The sequence below is a fragment of the Vibrio sp. JPW-9-11-11 genome (genome assembly GCF_013369335.1).
GTDB lineage: Bacteria > Pseudomonadota > Gammaproteobacteria > Enterobacterales > Vibrionaceae > Vibrio.
Genome location: NZ_SZQJ01000003.1, coordinates 156,596 through 174,967 on the forward strand (window position 1 = coordinate 156,596; position 18,372 = coordinate 174,967).

Annotated in this window: 14 protein-coding genes; 8 read left to right on the forward strand and 6 right to left on the reverse strand. The window is 47.6% G+C overall.

All coding sequences use genetic code 11. From position 1 onward, the window contains the following. Entirely contained in the window at positions 1-1,086 is a 1,086-nt protein-coding gene (locus FCU94_RS02235; RefSeq protein ID WP_176286929.1) for an AI-2E family transporter, read from the reverse strand. A gap of 258 nt (positions 1,087-1,344) precedes the next feature. Further along, positions 1,345-2,637: a glutamate-1-semialdehyde 2,1-aminomutase gene (gene hemL, locus FCU94_RS02240; RefSeq protein ID WP_176286930.1), complete on the reverse strand. Its 1,293-nt coding sequence runs from the start codon at positions 2,635-2,637 to the stop codon at positions 1,345-1,347. 255 nt (positions 2,638-2,892) lie between these two features. Here hemL and erpA point away from each other — a divergent pair, with 255 nt between their 5' ends. The 3 genes from erpA to FCU94_RS02255 all read left to right on the forward strand — a co-directional run bounded on the left by erpA (position 2,893) and on the right by FCU94_RS02255 (position 7,699). Beyond that, the gene (gene erpA, locus FCU94_RS02245) at positions 2,893-3,234 is read left to right on the forward strand and encodes an iron-sulfur cluster insertion protein ErpA (RefSeq protein WP_006878298.1); all 342 of its coding nucleotides are present in this window, start codon (positions 2,893-2,895) and stop codon (positions 3,232-3,234) included. A 258-nt stretch (positions 3,235-3,492) separates the two neighbouring features. After that, complete coding sequence (locus FCU94_RS02250) at positions 3,493-4,572, forward strand: efflux RND transporter periplasmic adaptor subunit (RefSeq protein WP_176286931.1); 1,080 nt, start codon at positions 3,493-3,495, stop codon at positions 4,570-4,572. A gap of 10 nt (positions 4,573-4,582) precedes the next feature. Then, positions 4,583-7,699 carry an efflux RND transporter permease subunit gene (locus tag FCU94_RS02255; RefSeq protein ID WP_176286932.1) on the forward strand — a complete coding sequence of 1,039 codons (3,117 nt, stop codon included), beginning with the start codon at positions 4,583-4,585 and terminating at the stop codon, positions 7,697-7,699. 73 nt (positions 7,700-7,772) lie between these two features. Here the strand turns inward: FCU94_RS02255 and FCU94_RS02260 are convergent, their stop codons facing one another. Continuing rightward, the gene (locus FCU94_RS02260) at positions 7,773-9,059 is read right to left on the reverse strand and encodes a peptidoglycan DD-metalloendopeptidase family protein (protein ID WP_176286933.1); all 1,287 of its coding nucleotides are present in this window, start codon (positions 9,057-9,059) and stop codon (positions 7,773-7,775) included. Between the two features lie 128 nt (positions 9,060-9,187). Between FCU94_RS02260 and tyrS the strand changes: the two genes are divergently transcribed. Together tyrS and FCU94_RS02270 are read left to right on the forward strand one after the other, a co-directional pair. Continuing rightward, positions 9,188-10,375, forward strand: coding sequence for a tyrosine--tRNA ligase (gene tyrS / locus FCU94_RS02265; RefSeq protein ID WP_176286934.1), 1,188 nt, complete (start codon positions 9,188-9,190; stop codon positions 10,373-10,375). Positions 10,376-10,786: 411 nt separating this feature from the next. Next, on the forward strand, positions 10,787-11,632 hold the full coding sequence (locus FCU94_RS02270) for a magnesium transporter (protein ID WP_176286935.1): 846 nt from the start codon (positions 10,787-10,789) through the stop codon (positions 11,630-11,632). Here the strand turns inward: FCU94_RS02270 and dacB are convergent. Both dacB and FCU94_RS02280 read right to left on the reverse strand, forming a co-directional pair. Further along, the gene (dacB, locus tag FCU94_RS02275; protein ID WP_176286936.1) at positions 11,611-13,041 is read right to left on the reverse strand and encodes a serine-type D-Ala-D-Ala carboxypeptidase; all 1,431 of its coding nucleotides are present in this window, start codon (positions 13,039-13,041) and stop codon (positions 11,611-11,613) included. The genes FCU94_RS02270 and dacB overlap by 22 nt on opposite strands. 100 nt (positions 13,042-13,141) lie before the next feature. Further along, positions 13,142-14,182 carry a porin gene (locus FCU94_RS02280; protein WP_176286937.1) on the reverse strand — a complete coding sequence of 347 codons (1,041 nt, stop codon included), beginning with the start codon at positions 14,180-14,182 and terminating at the stop codon, positions 13,142-13,144. Between the two features lie 537 nt (positions 14,183-14,719). Here FCU94_RS02280 and greA point away from each other — a divergent pair. Next, positions 14,720-15,193, forward strand: a complete 474-nt coding sequence (gene greA, locus FCU94_RS02285; protein ID WP_176286997.1) for a transcription elongation factor GreA — start codon at positions 14,720-14,722, stop codon at positions 15,191-15,193. A 62-nt stretch (positions 15,194-15,255) separates the two neighbouring features. On the opposite strand, the gene yhbY is transcribed toward greA, so the two are convergent. Next, on the reverse strand, positions 15,256-15,552 hold the full coding sequence (yhbY, locus tag FCU94_RS02290; RefSeq protein WP_176286938.1) for a ribosome assembly RNA-binding protein YhbY: 297 nt from the start codon (positions 15,550-15,552) through the stop codon (positions 15,256-15,258). A gap of 113 nt (positions 15,553-15,665) precedes the next feature. Here yhbY and rlmE point away from each other — a divergent pair, with 113 nt between their 5' ends. After that, positions 15,666-16,295, forward strand: a complete 630-nt coding sequence (gene rlmE / locus FCU94_RS02295) for a 23S rRNA (uridine(2552)-2'-O)-methyltransferase RlmE (RefSeq protein WP_176286939.1) — start codon at positions 15,666-15,668, stop codon at positions 16,293-16,295. A 108-nt stretch (positions 16,296-16,403) separates the two neighbouring features. Continuing rightward, positions 16,404-18,353 carry an ATP-dependent zinc metalloprotease FtsH gene (ftsH, locus tag FCU94_RS02300; RefSeq protein ID WP_176286940.1) on the forward strand — a complete coding sequence of 650 codons (1,950 nt, stop codon included), beginning with the start codon at positions 16,404-16,406 and terminating at the stop codon, positions 18,351-18,353. The last annotated feature ends 19 nt before the right edge of the window (positions 18,354-18,372 follow it).

Genomic DNA, 18,372 nt, shown 5'->3' on the forward strand with positions numbered 1-18,372 from the left:
TTAACTGCGATCTTGTTGGTCTAGAAAGCCTTTAAACTCTTCTTCGTAAATGTTGAATAACACTATGGTGATGGCAAAAATCAATGGACCGTAAATAAGGCCGATAAGGCCAAATAAGTGTAAACCGCCGAGCAAGGAGAAGAAGATCATCAAAGTATTCATCCCCGCACTCCCTTGCATCAATAGAGGACGCAGTAAGTTATCGATTGACCCGACGATCACGATACTCCAAATGGCGAGGAAAATGGCCCAAGTGGTATCGCCAATTAAAAACAGGTAGATGGTCGCGGGGATCCAGATAAGGGCGGTGCCGACCACAGGAATAAACGAGGCAAAGCCCATCATGGTTCCCCAAAATAGCCCAGGGAAACCGGCGATCCACATGCCGATACCGCCAGCAAAACCTTGGGCGATTGCGGTCAAAAACGATCCCATTACCGCGGATTTCGACACTTGTTCGATCTCTTCGAGTAGTTTGTCCTCTTGGCTACGCGATAGTGGCAGAATATGACGCATCGCGCTGATGATCTTGTCGTGATCTCTCAACAAGAAAAACAGTACAAACAGCATCAAGAAGAAGTTGATCAAGAAGTTGGTCGCATCGCCCAGTATTTTGGCGCTAATGCCCACGAGGTTGGTGCCAAATGAGGTGGCAAACTGACCGATTTTTTGTGCGATCTCTTGTGGTTCAATCGTGTCAAACGGTAGATAAGTATTGATCAGTGAGAGTCCTTTGACGACCCAGGGATGCGCGAACAGAGTTTGGATCCCGCCGTGCGTGACCCACTGATAGACGTTCTGTGAGAAGTTGGAACCCTGCTGAACGATGGCGGCAAACACAAACAACAAAGGGACCACAATGATAAACGTCAGCACAATACAGGAAAGCAGTGACGCGATATTGGCGTGTTTGGGTAGCGCTCGTTCAATCCATTGATGGATCGGAAACATCAGCAGCGAAATAATAAACGCCATCACAATGGAGTTAATATAGGGTTCGATCAGTAGAAAGCAGGTAAAAGCCGCTGCGATGAGAGCCACGACGAGTACCCAATGGCTTGAAGTGATTTTAACTTTGTTTGACACAAGCGTTGTCCCAGTGTTTGACCATATTTGCGTATAATGGCGTCAAACCGTCGAGACATCAACGCAAAATCAAAAAGTTAACTTAGGGAGAACACAGAGTGGGCTGTTGCAACAAAGAGAGGCCGTGCCAAGGACAATCTAAGCCAAGGGCGCGTATCCCTTGGTTTGCTATATGTGTCGCGCTGTTAGTCGTAATGGTCGTGTTCAACTGGCGCTAAAAAAAGGCTGCACTGAGCAGCCTTTTAATCTGATGTGGGCTTAGGCTTCGTTAGCGAGGATAGCAAAACAACGTTCTGCCGCTTCCAGTGTTGCGTCAATCTCTTTACTGCCATGGGCAAGTGAGGTGAAGCTGGCTTCGAAAGCCGATGGAGCTAGGTAGACACCGTGCTCAAGCATCAAATGGAAGAAGCGTTTAAAACGTTCGATATCGCATTTCGTGACGTCTTCATAACGAGTAACGGTTTCTTGTTCAGTAAAGAAGAAGCCGAACATGCCACCCACTTGGTTGACAACCAATGGGATACCATGTTGTTCAGCCAGAGATTTGAATCCATCTGCTAACTGTTTGGTTTTAGACGCCAAGCGCTTCTCGTTGCCTTCCTCTTTTAGCAGGTTTAAACACGCGTAGCCTGCGGCCATGGCCACAGGGTTACCAGACAAAGTACCAGCTTGGTAAACTGGGCCTGTTGGCGCGATGTACTGCATGACTTCTTTACAACCACCAAAGGCGCCAACTGGCATACCACCGCCGATCACTTTACCAAGTGTGGTGAGGTCTGGCTTGATGTTGTAGTGACCTTGAGCACCGCCCAAAGCAACGCGGAACCCCGTCATCACCTCGTCAAAAATTAACAGAGCGCCTTCTTCATCACAGAGTTGACGCAGGCCTTCATGGAAACCTTCTATTGGTGGAATACAGTTCATATTGCCAGCCACCGGCTCAACGATGATACAAGCAATGTCCCCTTTGTTGGCGGCAAACAGCTCACGAACCGAATCTAAATCGTTGAAGGTTGCTGTTAGTGTGTACTTGGCAAAATCAGCAGGAACGCCAGGAGAACTTGGCTGGCCGAGCGTGAGTGCGCCTGAGCCTGCTTTAACCAGCAAGCTATCAGCGTGGCCGTGGTAACAACCTTCGAATTTGATGATTTTGTCGCGGCCAGTGTAACCACGCGCAAGACGAATCGCGCTCATGGTAGCTTCAGTGCCCGAGCTCACCATACGAATTTGCTCCATCGATGGAACCAGTTCTGAGACCAGTTCCGCCATCGCAATTTCCATCTCAGTGGGCGCGCCAAAACTGAGACCACGTTGAGCCGCATCGATAACCGCTTGACGAATGACCGCGTGGTTATGACCAAGAATCATGGGGCCCCATGAGCCGACGTAATCGATATACGCTTTGCCATCAGCATCAAAGATAAGTGGGCCGTCGGCACGTTCGATAAAGATAGGTGCGCCGCCTACGCCGTTAAAAGCACGAACTGGCGAGTTGACACCGCCGGGAATCGTTTGTTGTGCTTTTTCAAATAAGTCTGCTGATTTGGTCATGGGATATCCTCTTTTGATTGCTCGGACCAATTTTGGAAGGCATTGTACCTGCCGAACTCACTCGAATAAAACGCTTTGCGCCACATTCTGGACACTTTGCCCTGAGATATCGCTACATTGATGGAAAAAATCGCCACAATGCTGGCGAATACTTGAACGCTTCACTCAGGTATTAGATAATCCCCCTAATAGACTAATTAGGAAGCTTCAAATTGACGGGTTTGATTTGAAGATTGACGACTGAGAGAGGTCATCGTGAGCGAAGTAAATATTCCTTTAACATTCTCTGATGCCGCGGCCCAACGCGTGGGCGCTTTAATTGCAGAAGAGGAAAATCCCAATTTGAAGTTGCGAGTGTACATCACTGGTGGCGGCTGTAGTGGTTTCCAATACGGTTTCACTTTCGATGAGAACGTTAATGAAGGCGACACCACCATCGTCAATAGTGGTGTCACTTTAGTGGTCGACCCAATGAGTTTGCAGTACCTAGTCGGCGGCCAGGTTGACTATACAGAAGGCCTTGAAGGCTCACGCTTCTTTGTTAATAACCCGAATGCGACCACTACCTGTGGCTGCGGCGCCTCATTCAGCGTTTAATCTGCTTCAACTAGGTTGCGGCCTACGCAGCCTAGCCTCTTTCCCCTCCCAGTTGATAACCCTAGTTTTAATCCCTTCGCTGATTTGAGAAATACGCTAAATAGTTGGTCATATTAGTGTATTTTTAATTGATTAATTTATATCCTAGTTGCTCAAGTTTACTGCAGTGTTCAGTAAGCGCTCTATCTCTCGCCTTTGATTGGTTGGATTGCCAGCAAAAAATCGTTTTGACGCGAGGCAGATACACTAAGGATAGTTATGGCTAGATTCTCCCCACTGCGCTTTATCGCGGTTAGACCTTATATCGTTTCTCTTTTTATTGTCGTTATGCTTACTGTCTGGCTTGGCATAGGAATGCTTAATGCCGATGACACCCCCCCTGAGCATGGCAACGAAACCATTCCATTGGCGAAAGTTGCCTTTCGCACTTTCGTTGCCGAATCGACACATCAAACAATCGAACTCTATGGCCGTAGCGCGCCAAATAAACAAGCGCGGCTGGGGGCTGAAATAGCAGGTACCATAACAGCTCTTAAAGTCCAGAAAGGGGACTCGGTTAAAAAAGGCCAGGTGATCGCCCAGATAGATAAAGGCGATTTAGACATCCAACTGCAACGTGCTGAAGCGATGCTCAAAGTACGTTTACAAGAATATAAAGCGGCTCAGTCGTTGAAAAGTAAAGGGCTCCAAGGAGAAGTGGCGTTTACCAATGCCGAAGCGAGCTTAGTGGAAGCGCGAGCAATGGTTAGTAATGCTAAGCGTGCATTGGCAAATACTCAAGTGTTGGCGCCGTTTCCTGGTGTGGTCGATCATTTGTTTGTCGAAACGGGGGACTTTCTCGGTGTCGGCGATCCGGTCGCGACGCTACTCGACTTAACTTACATTGTTATTGAAGCGGATGTCAGTGAACGCCATATTCAAGACTTACGCCTTAATCAACAAGCGAGCATCCGTTTTATCGATGGTCAGCAAGCTACGGGAACCGTGCGTTATATTTCACGTGTGTCATCGCCAGCGACCAACACCTTCCCGATCGAAATCGAACTGCCGAATCCTGAGCAGCGTGTCCCTGCGGGTATTAGTACCGAGGTGGCGCTGAACCTTAAAGATCGACTCGCGGTAAAAGTCACCCCTGCGATGCTAGCACTGAACGAGGCGGGCGATTTAGGGGTGAAAACACTGGTTGAAAACCGAGTGAAGTTTGTACCAATCAAGTTGGTCAAAGCAGAGCAAGACGGAGTGTGGCTAACCGGCTTGGGCGAGCGGGTCGATATTATCACCACAGGGCAAGGCTTTGTTCGAGATGGCGATCCTGTCATCGCTCAAGCGCAGCAATAGGGGAGCGACGATGTTTACCTTAATTGATGCGGCGATGTCTCGCACCCGAACCATGATGGTGTTGTTGGTGTTTATTCTTATCGCAGGCGTGGGGACATACTTAACCATACCCAAAGAGTCGAGCCCCGATATCACCATACCAATTATTTATGTTTCTGTCGGTCACCAAGGTATCTCGCCCGACGATGCAGAACGTTTGCTAGTACGTCCCATCGAGCAAGAGCTGCGTTCGATTGAAGGGGTCAAAGAGATGACGTCGACCGCAGCAGAAGGGCATGCCTCTGTGATGCTCGAGTTTAGCGTAGGCGTCGATCTTAATAAGGCGATGGCCGATGTTCGTGAGGCGGTTGACTTGGCAAAACCTAAGCTGCCCAGCGACAGTGATGAGCCGACCGTGAACGAAGTGACCATGGCGTCAGAAGAGCCGGCGCTGTCGATAGTGTTATACGGTACCGTACCTGAGCGCACCATAGTACACATTGCTCGGCAGCTTAGCGATAAACTGGAAGGTTTTCGTCAGATCTTGGAAGTCGATATCGCCGGTGATCGAGAAGATATTGTCGAGATCATTGTCGATCCACTCCTGATGGAAAGTTACGGACTTGATCAGGGTGATATCTATAACCTGATTGCACTGAATAACCGGGTCGTGGCCGCAGGGTTTGTTGACACTGGCTACGGGCGTTTTTCAGTGAAAGTCCCATCGGTGTTTGATTCACTCAAAGATGTGCTAGAGCTGCCTGTTAAGGTGGATGGCAAACAAGTGATCACTTTTGGCGATGTTGCGACGGTGAAACGTGCGTTTCGCGATCCAGAAAGTTATGCACGCCTAGATGGCAAGTCGGCTGTTGTTCTTGATGTAAAAAAGCGTGCGGGTGAGAACATTATCGAAACCGTCGCCTTGGTCAAAGAAGTTCTGGCACAAGCTCAGCAACGCGATGATTGGCCGAACAATCTACTGGTCAAATACACTTGGGATCAGTCGAAAGACGTCAAGATGATGCTCAATGATCTGCAGAATAATATCATGTCAGCCATCATCTTAGTGGTGATCGTGATCATCGCTATATTGGGGGTTCGTACTGCGTTTTTGGTTGGTGTTTCGATTCCGGGGTCTTTCTTAACCGGTTTGTTGGTGCTGTCGGTATTTGGCCTAACGGTTAATATCATCGTGTTGTTCTCACTAATTATGGCCGTGGGGATGCTGGTTGACGGGGCCATTGTGGTAACCGAGTTTGCCGACCGACGTCTGCAAGAGGGAACCTCACGACAACAAGCTTATCGAGATGCGGCTAAGCGAATGGCTTGGCCGATTACCGCCTCGACGGCAACCACACTGGCCGCTTTTGCTCCGTTACTGTTTTGGCCTGATGTGACGGGCGAATTCATGAAGTATCTGCCGTTAACCTTAATTGCAACCTTAAGTGCTTCTCTTGCTATGGCGCTGTTGTTTGTTCCTGTGTTGGGCAGTTTAATTGGGCGCCCACAGCATGTGACTCGTCAGCAACGTGAGAAAATGGTCGCCTTGCACGATGGGGACTTTAGTAAAGCAACCGGGATCACTAAGCTCTATTTTCATACCTTAGACATTGCTATTCGCCATCCGTTAAAGATTTTGCTCAGTGCGATTTTGCTCGCGATTGCGGTCGGCTTTACCTATGCCAAGGCAGGGCTTGGCGCCGAGTTTTTCCCTGAAGTTGATCCGCCTTTCTTTACGGTAAAAGTGCGCTCGTACGGAGACTTATCTCTGGATGAGAAAGATTTGATTATGCGCGATATTGAAGCTGTGATGCTTGGCCATGACGAGTTTGAAAGTGTTTATACTCGCACTGGTGGCGATGACGAAATTGGTCAAATTCAGATCACCCCCGTCGATTGGCAGTATCGTCGCCCAGTTAAGGCCATTATTGAAGAGCTTAAGCAGCAAACCGATGATTATGCTGGCGTCGAAATCGAGTATAAGTTTCCAGATGCAGGGCCTCCGGTTTCACATGATTTAGTGATTGAGATGTCTGCGCGAATTCCCGATCAGTTAGATCAGTCTGCCAAACAAGTACGCCAGTGGGCGGATAATTATCCGGCCTTTACCAACCTAAGCGACACCTCGAGTAAAGAGGGGATCGACTGGCAGATAGATATTCGACGTGATGATGCTTCTCGCTTTGCGGCGGACGCCACTTTGGTAGGAAACACGGTTCAATTTGTCACTAATGGTCTCAAAATCGGGGATTATTTGCCGGATGACTCTAATGAAGAGGTCGACATTTTGGTGCGCTACCCTGCCGATAAGCGGGATATTGGCCGTTTTGACCAATTAAGAGTAAAAACTCCGGCGGGCTTGGTGCCGATCACAAACTTTGCCACTATTGTCCCTGAGCATAAACAGGACACAATTCGTCGTATTGATGGTCAACGAGTGATCAATATTATGGCCGACATCAAAGAAGGGTATAACCTCGCTTTAGAGCTGCCAAAAATTGAGCAGGCGATCACTGAGCTAGATTTACCGCCAGGCGTTGAGTTTAAAATCCGTGGTCAGAACGAAGAGCAAGAGAATTCATCGGCGTTTCTAAAAAATGCTTTCCTAGTGGCATTGGTTGTGATGGCGTTGATTCTTATCACTCAATTTAACAGCTTCTATCAAGCATTTTTGATCTTGAGTGCGGTGCTGTTTTCTACCGTTGGTGTGTTCGTCGGACTGTTAATATTCCAAAAACCGTTTGGCATTATTATGTCGGGTATTGGTGTGATCGCTCTTGCTGGGATCGTGGTGAACAACAATATCGTGTTAATCGACACCTATAACCAGCTTTTGCGCCGAGGGTTGGATAAACGTGAGGCTATCTTACGTACTGGTGTTCAACGTTTACGTCCGGTGATGTTAACAACGGTCACTACCATTCTCGGTCTATTGCCAATGGTATTGGAAATGAATATTGATCTTATCAATCAGAAAATTGAGTTTGGAGCACCGAGTACGCAGTGGTGGTCGCAACTCGCGACTGCTGTCGCTGGTGGGTTGGCGTTTGCCACTGTACTGACGTTAGTTCTGACTCCATGCCTGCTGATGCTTGGCCGAGTGCATAAAGTCGAAGAAAAAGCTAACCAGGTTATTGAAGCAGAATAGACAACGCTTGAATGATGGAGTGACAAACGTCATCAAATATAAAGCCCCGCAACTCGTGCTGCGGGGCTTTTATTTATGGCGTGGCGAGCAGTTCGCCATATCGCTCCAGTTTAGACAGTCTCAGCTTGGCGTTGGCGATAAAGGTCGTCTTCGATTTACCCGTTAACGATTTGGACTGCGGTAACTTCACCGTACGCGGGTTTTTATGGACCCCGTTTACTAAGAACTCGTAGTGCAGGTGCGGACCAGTGACTCGACCTGTGCCGCCAAGAGTACCGATAGTCTGACCTTGTTTGACACGCTGACCTGTTTTGACCATGCGCTTGGTAAGGTGTAGATACTTAGTAATGTAGGTATTGCTATGTTTGATGAAAACATAGTGACCATTGAATTGGTTGTAACTTGATTTTTGTACAATACCGTCACCCGCGGCCCAAATGGGGGTGCCGACTGGCGCTGCGTAGTCTGTGCCTCTATGGGCACGGACTTTTCCAGTCACGGGGTGGCGTCGAGTAGGGTTAAAATTGGAGGTTACGCGGCGAAAGTCCAAAGGTGAGCGTAAGAACGCTTTCTTCATTGCACGCCCGGTTTCGTCATAATAATTGCCAGTTTTATCATCCAAAATAGCCTTAAAAGTATCGCCCTGGTTGCTGAACATTGCCGCGATGATCTTACCTCGGTCTACGACTTCACCTTCGACGACTTTTTCTTGGTAAAGAATTTTGAAGTTGTCACCGCTGCGGATGTCGAGAGCAAAGTCGATATCCCAACCAAAAATGCCCGCCAGCTCCATAATTTGGTTGGGGGTAAGCCCTGCTGATACGGCCGCATTCCAGAAGTTAGAGCTAATGGTAGCTTCGGCATAGTTGTATTGATAATTGACTTCTTTCTTATCCACTGAAGAGGTATAACCCTGACTCGATTTAGTGATCAGAAAGGTTTCGTAAGGGCTGATCTGGCGTTTGATTTGTACCAGTTGGTTGTCTTCATCAAAGCCAAGTAAAAAGGTGTCACCGGGCCTGACTCGGGTCAGTTGACGTTCGATGTCTTTACTGGTGGAGGTCAATTGATAGAGAAGACGTGAAGAGAGTCCGGCCCGTTGAAACAATAGAGCCATGCTATCACCGGAGCCAATACTATGTTTCTCCCAGCGCAAGGTGGCGAATGGTGAGGTCGTTTGCTGCGCTATGATCGCATCAAGATCAATCGCGAGAGGGTACGCGGTGCCAACTTGATAAAAGTTTTCGTTCTGACGCAGATCTTGTGGAGCGGGCAGAAACAGCGCCACAACCATGAAGGCACTGAAAAAAGCAATGAGGGCTCGATGAATCCAAGGCAGACGAGCGTAAAGAGACAACATCTTATGTCCGTATTAAAAAATCAGTAAAAAAGCATAGCTGTTTAGTCTAACTGGTTTCAAAAAGCATCGCTATTCAAGTAAGATGGCAAACTAACAAATTTTTGCCAAATCTGTGGGAGTGAACAAGAATGGCGAGCATTGAAGCTGCACTAGCCGAGATTAAGCGCGGTGTTGATGAACTGATTCCAGAAGAAGAACTGATTGCCAAGCTCAAAGAGGGGCGTCCTCTGCGCATTAAATTGGGGGCCGATCCAACGGCGCCAGATATCCATTTAGGTCACACAGTTATTTTTAACAAGTTGCGTGCATTTCAGGAGCTCGGTCATGACGTTACCTTCCTGATCGGCGACTTTACCGCCATGGTCGGTGACCCAACTGGTAAAAACAACACTCGTCCGCCTTTAAGCCGTGAAGATGTGCTGCGTAATGCTGAAACCTATAAAGAGCAAGTGTTTAAGATCTTAGACCCAGCCAAGACTAAAATTCAGTTTAACTCTGAGTGGTTATCAGAGTTAGGTGCTGAGGGTATGATTCGCTTGGCGGCGAACCAAACAGTAGCACGTATGCTAGAGCGTGATGATTTTAAAAAGCGTTATGCAGGCGGCCAACCTATTGCCATCCATGAGTTTATGTATCCACTCCTACAAGGTTATGACTCAGTAGCAATGGAGACGGACGTTGAGCTAGGCGGTACTGACCAGAAGTTCAACTTGCTAATGGGTCGTGAGCTACAAAAAGCCAACGGTCAGAAGCCTCAGGTTGTGCTTATGATGCCACTTCTTGTTGGTCTTGACGGCGAGAAAAAAATGTCGAAGTCAGCCAATAACTACATCGGCATTAGCGAAGCGCCAAGTGAGATGTTCGGTAAGATCATGTCGATCTCAGATGACCTGATGTGGAACTACTACGATCTCTTGTCATTCCGTCCGCTTGATGAAGTGGCGAAGCTAAAAGCTGATGTGGAGGCGGGTCAGAACCCACGTGATGTTAAAGTGGCACTCGCGAAAGAGATCATCGCACGCTTCCATAGCCAAGCAGATGCCGATGCAGCTGAGCAAGAGTTTGTAAACCGTTTTGCTAAGAACCAAATCCCTGACGAAATGCCAGAGTTTGAGTTTGAAGCGGGCCTACCAGTTAGCAACCTGCTCAAAGAATCGGCACTGTGTGCCTCTACTTCAGAAGCGATGCGTATGGTTAAGCAAGGCGCTGCTAAAATTGACGGTGAAAAAGTCGCAGATTCTAAGTTCGCCCCGCAAGCTGGGACTTACGTATTCCAGGTCGGTAAGCGCAAGTTTGCTCGCATCACTATCAAGTAGTGGGTGTGGTTTGTCTGCTCAAAAAGCGCCTCTCGGGCGCTTTTTTTATACCTTTCTCAATCGGTGAGAAAAATTTCCCTTCTTGACACAATAACCACTGTTTTCTCTTATCACATTTGCTATCATCGCCGCGCTGCCAGTTAGGCAGTTTATTCGGAGATTTCTATGAACAATATCGACCATCCTCCTAGTATGAGAGGGGAAAAATAGTCCGCTACGGTATGGTCGTCTTACGTCTCTACCTCAAGTGGTAGAGCATCCTTTCAATTGAACTGCATCCTCACGTTTTTCTCCTTTAAATTCTAGAATCAACACAGCTATATGGCTCTTAACATGGGTGGCATGCGCCTATGTTGTTCGTATGCGACTGTGTTTGATGGTCGTTACCAATTGCCAATCGGGAGATTCGCCATGACGGTAATGAGCAATACATACATCGAAAATAGCCCTAACTTTTCTCAAGAGGAAATTGGCGCCGCTCGCAATGCGTTTTTGCAGTACGATCAGGCTCAGCAAGTGCATTTACTGACGGTGATGCCGGTGGAAGAAGCGGTCGCGATCCTGCATCACTGTTCGGTCGGCTATGTGCAACACCTTATTTCGGCCCTAGAAAATCAGGGGCACGATAAACTGGCGCGTCACTACGCGCATCAACTGGGGTTTATCCTCTCAGAAGTGGAGACGCCCAGTGGCTACTTAGCGACATCGGTCTTTGAGCATGTCAAACAGCGTATTGGTTGGATCATTGCATTGGCGCTGCTTGGTATTGTGTCTGGATTAATCATTGCACAGTACGAAGATACGCTGAGCCAACTCGTGTTGCTGGCGGTGTACATGCCAGTGATTGCAGCGGCTGGAGGGAATACTGGTACTCAAGCGGCCACTTTAGTGATTCGCGCTTTGGCGACGGGTGAGTTACGCAAACGTCAATGGCTTGCGGTACTTTGGAAAGAGAGCCGCGTAGCGATATGTCTTGCGTTGGCGATATCCATGGTGATGATCGGGCGTATTTTGATCTTTAGCGACTCAAGCAGCGCTGGTGGCTTTAATTTAAACACCATTGCACTAGCGATTGCTGTTGCATTGTTTATTCAAGTGACAATGTCGACCACCCTTGGTGGCTTACTGCCCATTTTAGCCAGGGTGTTTAAATTAGATCCGGCCGTGTTAGTGAGCCCTGTATTAGCGTCGATTGTCGATATCAGCGGAATGTGGGTCTACTTTACAGTCGTGAACTATTTTTTGGGCATTGCCTGACTGAACTTAATCACTTCTTGATAGAACAAGGTTTCAAACTGAGTAATGGGTGCGATGCGCTTCGGGGCATCGCTACTGGGTTTAGGGGGGTGATAATCTGCGACAAACTGAACAAACAAAGTGCTAGGTTGGCCTTGTTTATCTAATCCGAATCCCGCCATGTTGTAGGAGCCATAGACAGAGCCGCTTTTAGCGATCAGTTCCCCTTTGATCGGCGCTTTGCGCATGCTGCGGCGATATTTGAGCGTGCCGTTGGTGCCCGATTTTGGCATGAGAGCAATCAGATTAAGTTGATCATCATGCTGCCATATATAGCGCAGGACTTTCGCCATTTCTTCACTGCTAAAACGATTGTTACGTGATAAACCACTGCCGTCGGCAAGGGGGAGTGAGTCAAGGTTGACCCCCGTATGGGCGAAGATAATCTGTTTGAGCGCCTTGATCCCGTTGCCAAAACTGCCTGGTTGAATATAAAAGGCGGCCCCAAGCGCTTTAGTTAAGTTATCAGCAATTAAGTTATCTGACTTTTGCAACATGGTAGCGAGTAACTCGGGTAAAGGCGCAGAGTGATGGGTTGCCAGTACGCGTGCTTTGCTCTGTTTGACGCCCACTTTTATCTCACCCTTGAGAGTGATGCCTAACTGGGAGAGAAAAGAGTGCACCATTCTTTGGGTGTATAGCGCAGGATCTTGGATAGCGAATTTTAGCGGTAACGGTTTACTGCGGCTCTGTAGGCAACCTTGCAACTGGTAATGATTGTCGGGCGAAGAGAGCAACTCCAAATCACATTGGGTACTGTCGCGTTCTATTTTTGAGACTGATTTTGCGATCGTAGTGACGTAAATCGGTTGATGTTCGGGCACATAGACTCGGGTACGCCCGTCTTGCTCCGTGTAAATAGAGGCTTGTACGCAGTTGCCATCAAGCGCAATGGCGGAAGCGGGGGCACTGTAGCAAACCCCAAGAATATCCCAAGGCCAGCCTACAGCACGGTCATAGCCGGTAAAGGCACTGTTTTCTAGCCATAGGTCTCCCTCGATAGCATCGATGCCGTTTTGTTTAAGCTGCCCCAATAGGCCTTTTAAATCACCACTGGTTAAGGTTGGATCGCCGCCAAAACGGATGATGATATCTTTTCCTGACTGTTCGAGTTGAGTATGAAAACGAAATTGGTCACCAAGCTCTAACTTGGCCGCTAGGGCGGTAACGAGTTTTAAGGTGCTAGCGGGGGGGAATAGCTGCTGCTGATTGTCCGTTTGTTGGTAGATGTTCGATTGCTCGAGACTCTCGACACGAGTAGAGACACGGCTGCCTTGTGGCAATACCTGCATCGATGAACTCGCCGAGGCAAAAAAGCTGAACGACGAACAAATAATGGTGGCAATGAGCGTGTAGCAACAACGTAACATGAACAGACAGTCGGTGATGGGGTTTACACTCAGTATAGCGAGTAAAAAAAACGCCTGCTAGAGAGCAGGCGTGTTAGATTCTTGACCTAGAGTCAGGAAATTAGAAGTCGTAACGTAGACCTAGCGCTAGCTCGTCTTCAGCATCTGTTTTAGAGATGTATGACTTGCTATCATCAAGTAGGTTGAAGTTGTACGAGATGTAAGTACGGAAGTTTGGCTTGAAGTAGTACGTCGCGTCGATAGCGATGTTGTCCGCTGCGTCGTACTTAGTACCAGAAACTTTGTCTTCTAGGTAGTTGTACGTGGTCGTGAACGCAACTTTGTCCATTTTGTAAGCCGCTGCGAACTCGTAACCAGTTTTATCGGTTTTGCTTGAACCGTCTTTTTCTTGGCCGTCAACGAACGTACCTGCGAAGTATAGGTCGTTGATCGAGTATGACGCCGCTAGAATGTATTGATCAGCAGAGGCATTAGTATCTGTGTTTTGATCAGCGTAACCCGCACCTAGCTTAACGCCACTGTCGCCAATTGCGTAGATAGCAGATAGTGAGTAACCATCCGTTTCATTGTCAGTGTAGCCGCCGTTAGTCGTATCTTCGATGCGGTCAGCGAAACGGTAGCTTGCTTTCACGCCTAGGTCAGCAAATTGGCCTTTGTAAGACAGCATGTTGTCTGTACGGTCTGCAACAGCAATTTTGTATGCCGCAGTGTTGCCGTGGTAAGACATGATATCGGTAAAGTCAGTGATAACACCCAATGCACCGTCGTTTTTACCGTAAGTCACTTCACCGAAGTTACCGCCGATACCCGCGTAAGTGTAACGATGGTCGATGTCGTCCTTATCACCCGCAGTACCGCTGTCGTTTGCTTGGAATTCACCTTCGTAGAAACCAAGGCCGTATAGGCTGTCTGTGATTTGAGTTTTACCTAGGAAGTTTAGACGTACACGAGTTCTATCTTCAGCTTTGCCATCTTTTAGAGATAGACGAGCTTCAGCACGACCACCGATCTCTAGAGAGTTGCCGTTAGCGCTGTATACAGAAGTACCTTCGATACCGCCTGCTTGAATACCGTCTGCCGCGTTTGCGCCAGTTGCTACTGCTGCAGCTGAAACTGCTAGAGCAATCAGAGTTTTGTTCATCTTATAAGTCCTAATTTACTGTCCATAAATAGTTGTGTTGCGAGTGATGAGCCATTAGATGACCATCCTCTATCGATTGCTCAAGTGATTCAATCTTCATAAGTGAGAATCACGCTGAATAACATCTCGATCAATCGGTGAGCAATGTTGTAACGCTAAAGTTCCAGTAGCAGTTAGTAAAACGATATAAATTGGATTATTGAACAGTGTTTTATTTATCAAAATAAATATCAAGATGATGATATTAAAGGTTTTTATTCGATTGTTGACTGGCTTGTAATTAACGTGTGTTTTAGTTTTTTTTTGTTTGCTGCTGGGTTTTTTATCAATGTGGTGAATGAGTGCATTTAATTTGTGATTGGAAAAATCGAACATGGACGGGCATAAGTTAACGCAAAAACGTCGGGAATGGATTTAGGATGATTTCGGTGCTAAGTTTGTTTACACTAGAGAAAATTGATTAGCTTACACACTACCTAATCCTTGTGGTTGGGTAGTTTTGTTTTGTCCAAAGAAAGCTTTGGAATGAGGTAAATGATGGAAAAAGTCCCTATGACATTGCGTGGCGAACAAAAGCTACGCGCAGAACTCGACCGACTACTCAAGCTTCGCCCGCAAATTTCTGAAGCGATTGCCGAGGCTCGTGAGCTAGGTGATTTAAAAGAGAATGCAGAATACCACGCAGCTCGTGAAGAGCAGGGTATTTGTGAAGCACAAATTCGCGATATCGAATACAAGCTTTCAGTGGCGCAAGTGATTGACGTAACGAAAATGGACAACACGGGCAAGATCATTTTCGGCTCGACTGTTACATTGATCGACTGTGACACGGAAGAAGAGAAAACTTACCAGATTGTCGGCGATGATGAAGCCGACATTAAAGCGGGGTTGATTTCGGTTAGTTCCCCTATTGCTCGTGGTTTGATTGGTAAAATGGAAGGTGACGAGGTAGCTATCTCGACGCCTGGCGGCGAACGTGATTTCGAAATCGACCGCGTTGAGTACATTTAATTATACCTAGATAACAAAAAAGGTCGCTTAGGCGACCTTTTTTATTGCTCATTGCAGTACAATTACTTGCGTGGCAGTTCGATTTTACGCTCGTCTGATTGACGGAACAGAACCAGTGTTTTACCGATAACTTGTACTTTCTCAGCGCGAGTTTCACGCACGATAGCGTCGATAATCAGGTTTTTTGTTTCGCGCTCTTCAGAGGCGACTTTTACTTTGATCAGCTCGTGGTGATCAAGAGCAATTTCGATTTCCGCTAGAACAGCTTCAGTAAGTCCATTTGCGCCCATAAGCACAACAGGTTTTAGACTGTGCGCTAGGCCTTTTAGATGCTGCTTTTGTTTAGTGCTTAGGTTCATTACGCGGCCAATTTTCTTTACTATTAGGGTTGAAAAATACCATTTTAACGCCATCTAACCCTGAAGACTATAATTTATTGGGTTAGTTGCTCCCTCTCTCTGCTAGGAAACGAATGAGTAAACAGAAACATTCAGCCAGCTCAGGCCGTTGGTTGAAAGAACATTTTGACGACAAGTATGCCAATGAAGCCCGTAAAAAAGGCTACCGTTCGCGTGCGTATTTCAAAATCGAAGAGATCCAAACCAAAGATAAACTCCTAAAACCGGGTATGACGGTGGTCGATTTGGGGGCTGCGCCCGGTGGCTGGTCTCAATATGCTGCTAAGATAGTAGGAGAGCAAGGTCAGATTATCGCTTGTGACTTACTGCCGATGGACCCTATCGCAGGTGTGAGTTTCCTTCAGGGAGACTTCCGCGAAGAAGCGGTACTCGAGGCATTGCTCGAGCGCATTCAGCCGTCTATGGTCGATGTTGTCATGTCAGATATGGCGCCCAACATCGCTGGCAACAACTCAGTCGACCAGCCAAGAGCCATGTATTTGGTGGAGTTGGCCTTAGATATGTGTCGACAAGTTCTAGCCCCTAATGGTAGCTTTGTGGTCAAGGTTTTCCAGGGCGAAGGGTTTGATCAGTTCGTCAAAGAAGTCCGAAACGAATTTAAAGTCGTAAAAGTAAGAAAACCTGACTCTTCGCGAGCGCGCTCACGAGAAGTCTTCATCGTAGCCACTGGTTACAAAGGTTAACCATTTTGCGCTTTGATAGGCAAGTTAACACTATAGCTACAGGTTATAAACTGTAGTACCCTACCTTTAATTACAATTAGTTATCGAGAGGCTGACACCTTGAGTGACATGGCAAAAAATTTAATTCTGTGGCTTGTTATCGCCGTCGTGTTGATGTCGGTTTTCCAGAGCTTTGGCCCTGGAGAAAGCAATGGCAGAGCAGTGGATTACACCACGTTTGTACAGGAAGTTGGCCAAGGCCAGATTCAGGAAGCAACTTTTAAAGACGGTGAAATTACTTTCACTCGTCGTGGCGGTGGCGCACGTTATGTTACTTACATGCCTGTCTACGACCAAAAGCTCCTTGATGACCTCATCAACCAAAACGTGAAAGTGCAAGGTACGCCGCCAGAAGAGCAGAGCCTACTAGGTACAATCTTTATCTCTTGGTTCCCAATGATCTTACTGATTGGTGTATGGATTTTCTTCATGCGTCAAATGCAAGGCGGCGGCGGTAAAGGCGCGATGTCGTTTGGTAAGAGCAAAGCTCGAATGATGAGCGAAGAACAAATTAAAACAACTTTTGCTGACGTTGCAGGGTGCGACGAAGCAAAAGAAGATGTGAAAGAACTCGTTGACTACCTTCGCGACCCGAGCCGCTTCCAAAAGCTGGGCGGTAAGATCCCAACGGGTGTGTTGATGGTCGGTCCTCCAGGTACGGGTAAAACGCTACTGGCTAAAGCTATCGCAGGTGAAGCCAAAGTCCCATTCTTTACCATCTCTGGTTCTGACTTCGTAGAAATGTTCGTCGGTGTTGGTGCCTCTCGTGTACGTGACATGTTCGAGCAAGCGAAAAAAGCCGCACCTTGTATCATCTTTATCGATGAGATCGATGCGGTCGGTCGCCAGCGTGGCGCAGGCGTAGGTGGTGGTCACGACGAGCGTGAGCAAACCCTGAACCAAATGCTAGTTGAGATGGATGGTTTTGAGGGTAACGAAGGTATTATCGTTATCGCTGCGACTAACCGCCCAGATGTACTAGACCCAGCCCTTCTTCGTCCTGGTCGTTTCGACCGTCAGGTTGTGGTTGGTCTACCTGATGTCCGTGGTCGCGAACAAATCCTAAAAGTTCATATGCGTAAAGTGCCTCTTGCTGGTGACGTAGAGCCTTCTTTGATTGCTCGTGGTACGCCTGGCTTCTCTGGTGCAGATCTCGCTAACCTAGTTAACGAAGCGGCACTGTTTGCTGCGCGTGGTAACAAGCGCAATGTCTCTATGGTTGAGTTTGAACTAGCGAAAGACAAGATCATGATGGGTGCTGAACGCCGCTCTATGGTGATGTCTGAAGAGACAAAAGAGTCAACGGCATACCACGAAGCGGGTCACGCGATTGTTGGTCGCTTAGTGCCTGAGCACGATCCTGTGTACAAGGTGTCGATCATTCCTCGCGGCCGTGCACTTGGTGTGACCATGTACTTGCCGGAACAAGACCGCGTCAGCATGTCTCGTCAGCACCTTGAATCGATGATCTCAAGTTTATACGGTGGTCGTCTTGCTGAAGAGCTTATCTATGGTGCGGATAAAGTATCCACCGGCGCTTCAAACGATATCGAGCGTGCTACCGATATTGCACGTAAGATGGTGACTCAGTGGGGCTTCTCTGAAAAGCTCGGTCCACTGCTTTACGCTGAAGATGAAGGCGAAGTGTTCCTTGGCCGTAGCGTGACGCAAACTAAGCATATGTCCGATGACACGGCGAAACTCATTGATGATGAAGTTCGTAGCATCATTGACCGCAACTACGAACGTGCGAAGCAAATCCTTGAAGATAACATGGATATTATGCACGCGATGAAAGATGCGTTGATGAAGTATGAAACCATCGATGCTGGTCAGATTGATGACCTGATGGAGCGTAAGGCGGACATTCGTGAGCCTGCGGGCTGGGGGGATAACCCAAGTAATAAGCCAGAGGCGAAAAGCGAAGCCAAGCCGGAAGACGCGACGGATGAGCCGCAAACAGATGCTGTTCAAGAAGACGCCAATGTAGAGCCTACAGAGAAAAAAGACTCTGAGTGATTGCTAGTAATAATTAAAC

Excerpts from the sequence above, each read along its gene's own strand:
- hemL (WP_176286930.1), bottom strand. The coding sequence starts at position 2,637 with ATGACCAAATCAGCAGACTTATTTGAAAAAGCACAACAAACGATTCCC.
- FCU94_RS02250 (WP_176286931.1), top strand. The coding sequence starts at position 3,493 with ATGGCTAGATTCTCCCCACTGCGCTTTATCGCGGTTAGACCTTATATC.
- FCU94_RS02255 (WP_176286932.1), top strand. The coding sequence starts at position 4,583 with ATGTTTACCTTAATTGATGCGGCGATGTCTCGCACCCGAACCATGATG.
- FCU94_RS02260 (WP_176286933.1), bottom strand. The coding sequence starts at position 9,059 with ATGTTGTCTCTTTACGCTCGTCTGCCTTGGATTCATCGAGCCCTCATT.
- tyrS (WP_176286934.1), top strand. The coding sequence starts at position 9,188 with ATGGCGAGCATTGAAGCTGCACTAGCCGAGATTAAGCGCGGTGTTGAT.
- FCU94_RS02270 (WP_176286935.1), top strand. The coding sequence starts at position 10,787 with ATGACGGTAATGAGCAATACATACATCGAAAATAGCCCTAACTTTTCT.
- dacB (WP_176286936.1), bottom strand. The coding sequence starts at position 13,041 with ATGTTACGTTGTTGCTACACGCTCATTGCCACCATTATTTGTTCGTCG.
- FCU94_RS02280 (WP_176286937.1), bottom strand. The coding sequence starts at position 14,182 with ATGAACAAAACTCTGATTGCTCTAGCAGTTTCAGCTGCAGCAGTAGCA.
- greA (WP_176286997.1), top strand. The coding sequence starts at position 14,720 with ATGGAAAAAGTCCCTATGACATTGCGTGGCGAACAAAAGCTACGCGCA.
- yhbY (WP_176286938.1), bottom strand. The coding sequence starts at position 15,552 with ATGAACCTAAGCACTAAACAAAAGCAGCATCTAAAAGGCCTAGCGCAC.
- rlmE (WP_176286939.1), top strand. The coding sequence starts at position 15,666 with ATGAGTAAACAGAAACATTCAGCCAGCTCAGGCCGTTGGTTGAAAGAA.
- ftsH (WP_176286940.1), top strand. The coding sequence starts at position 16,404 with ATGGCAAAAAATTTAATTCTGTGGCTTGTTATCGCCGTCGTGTTGATG.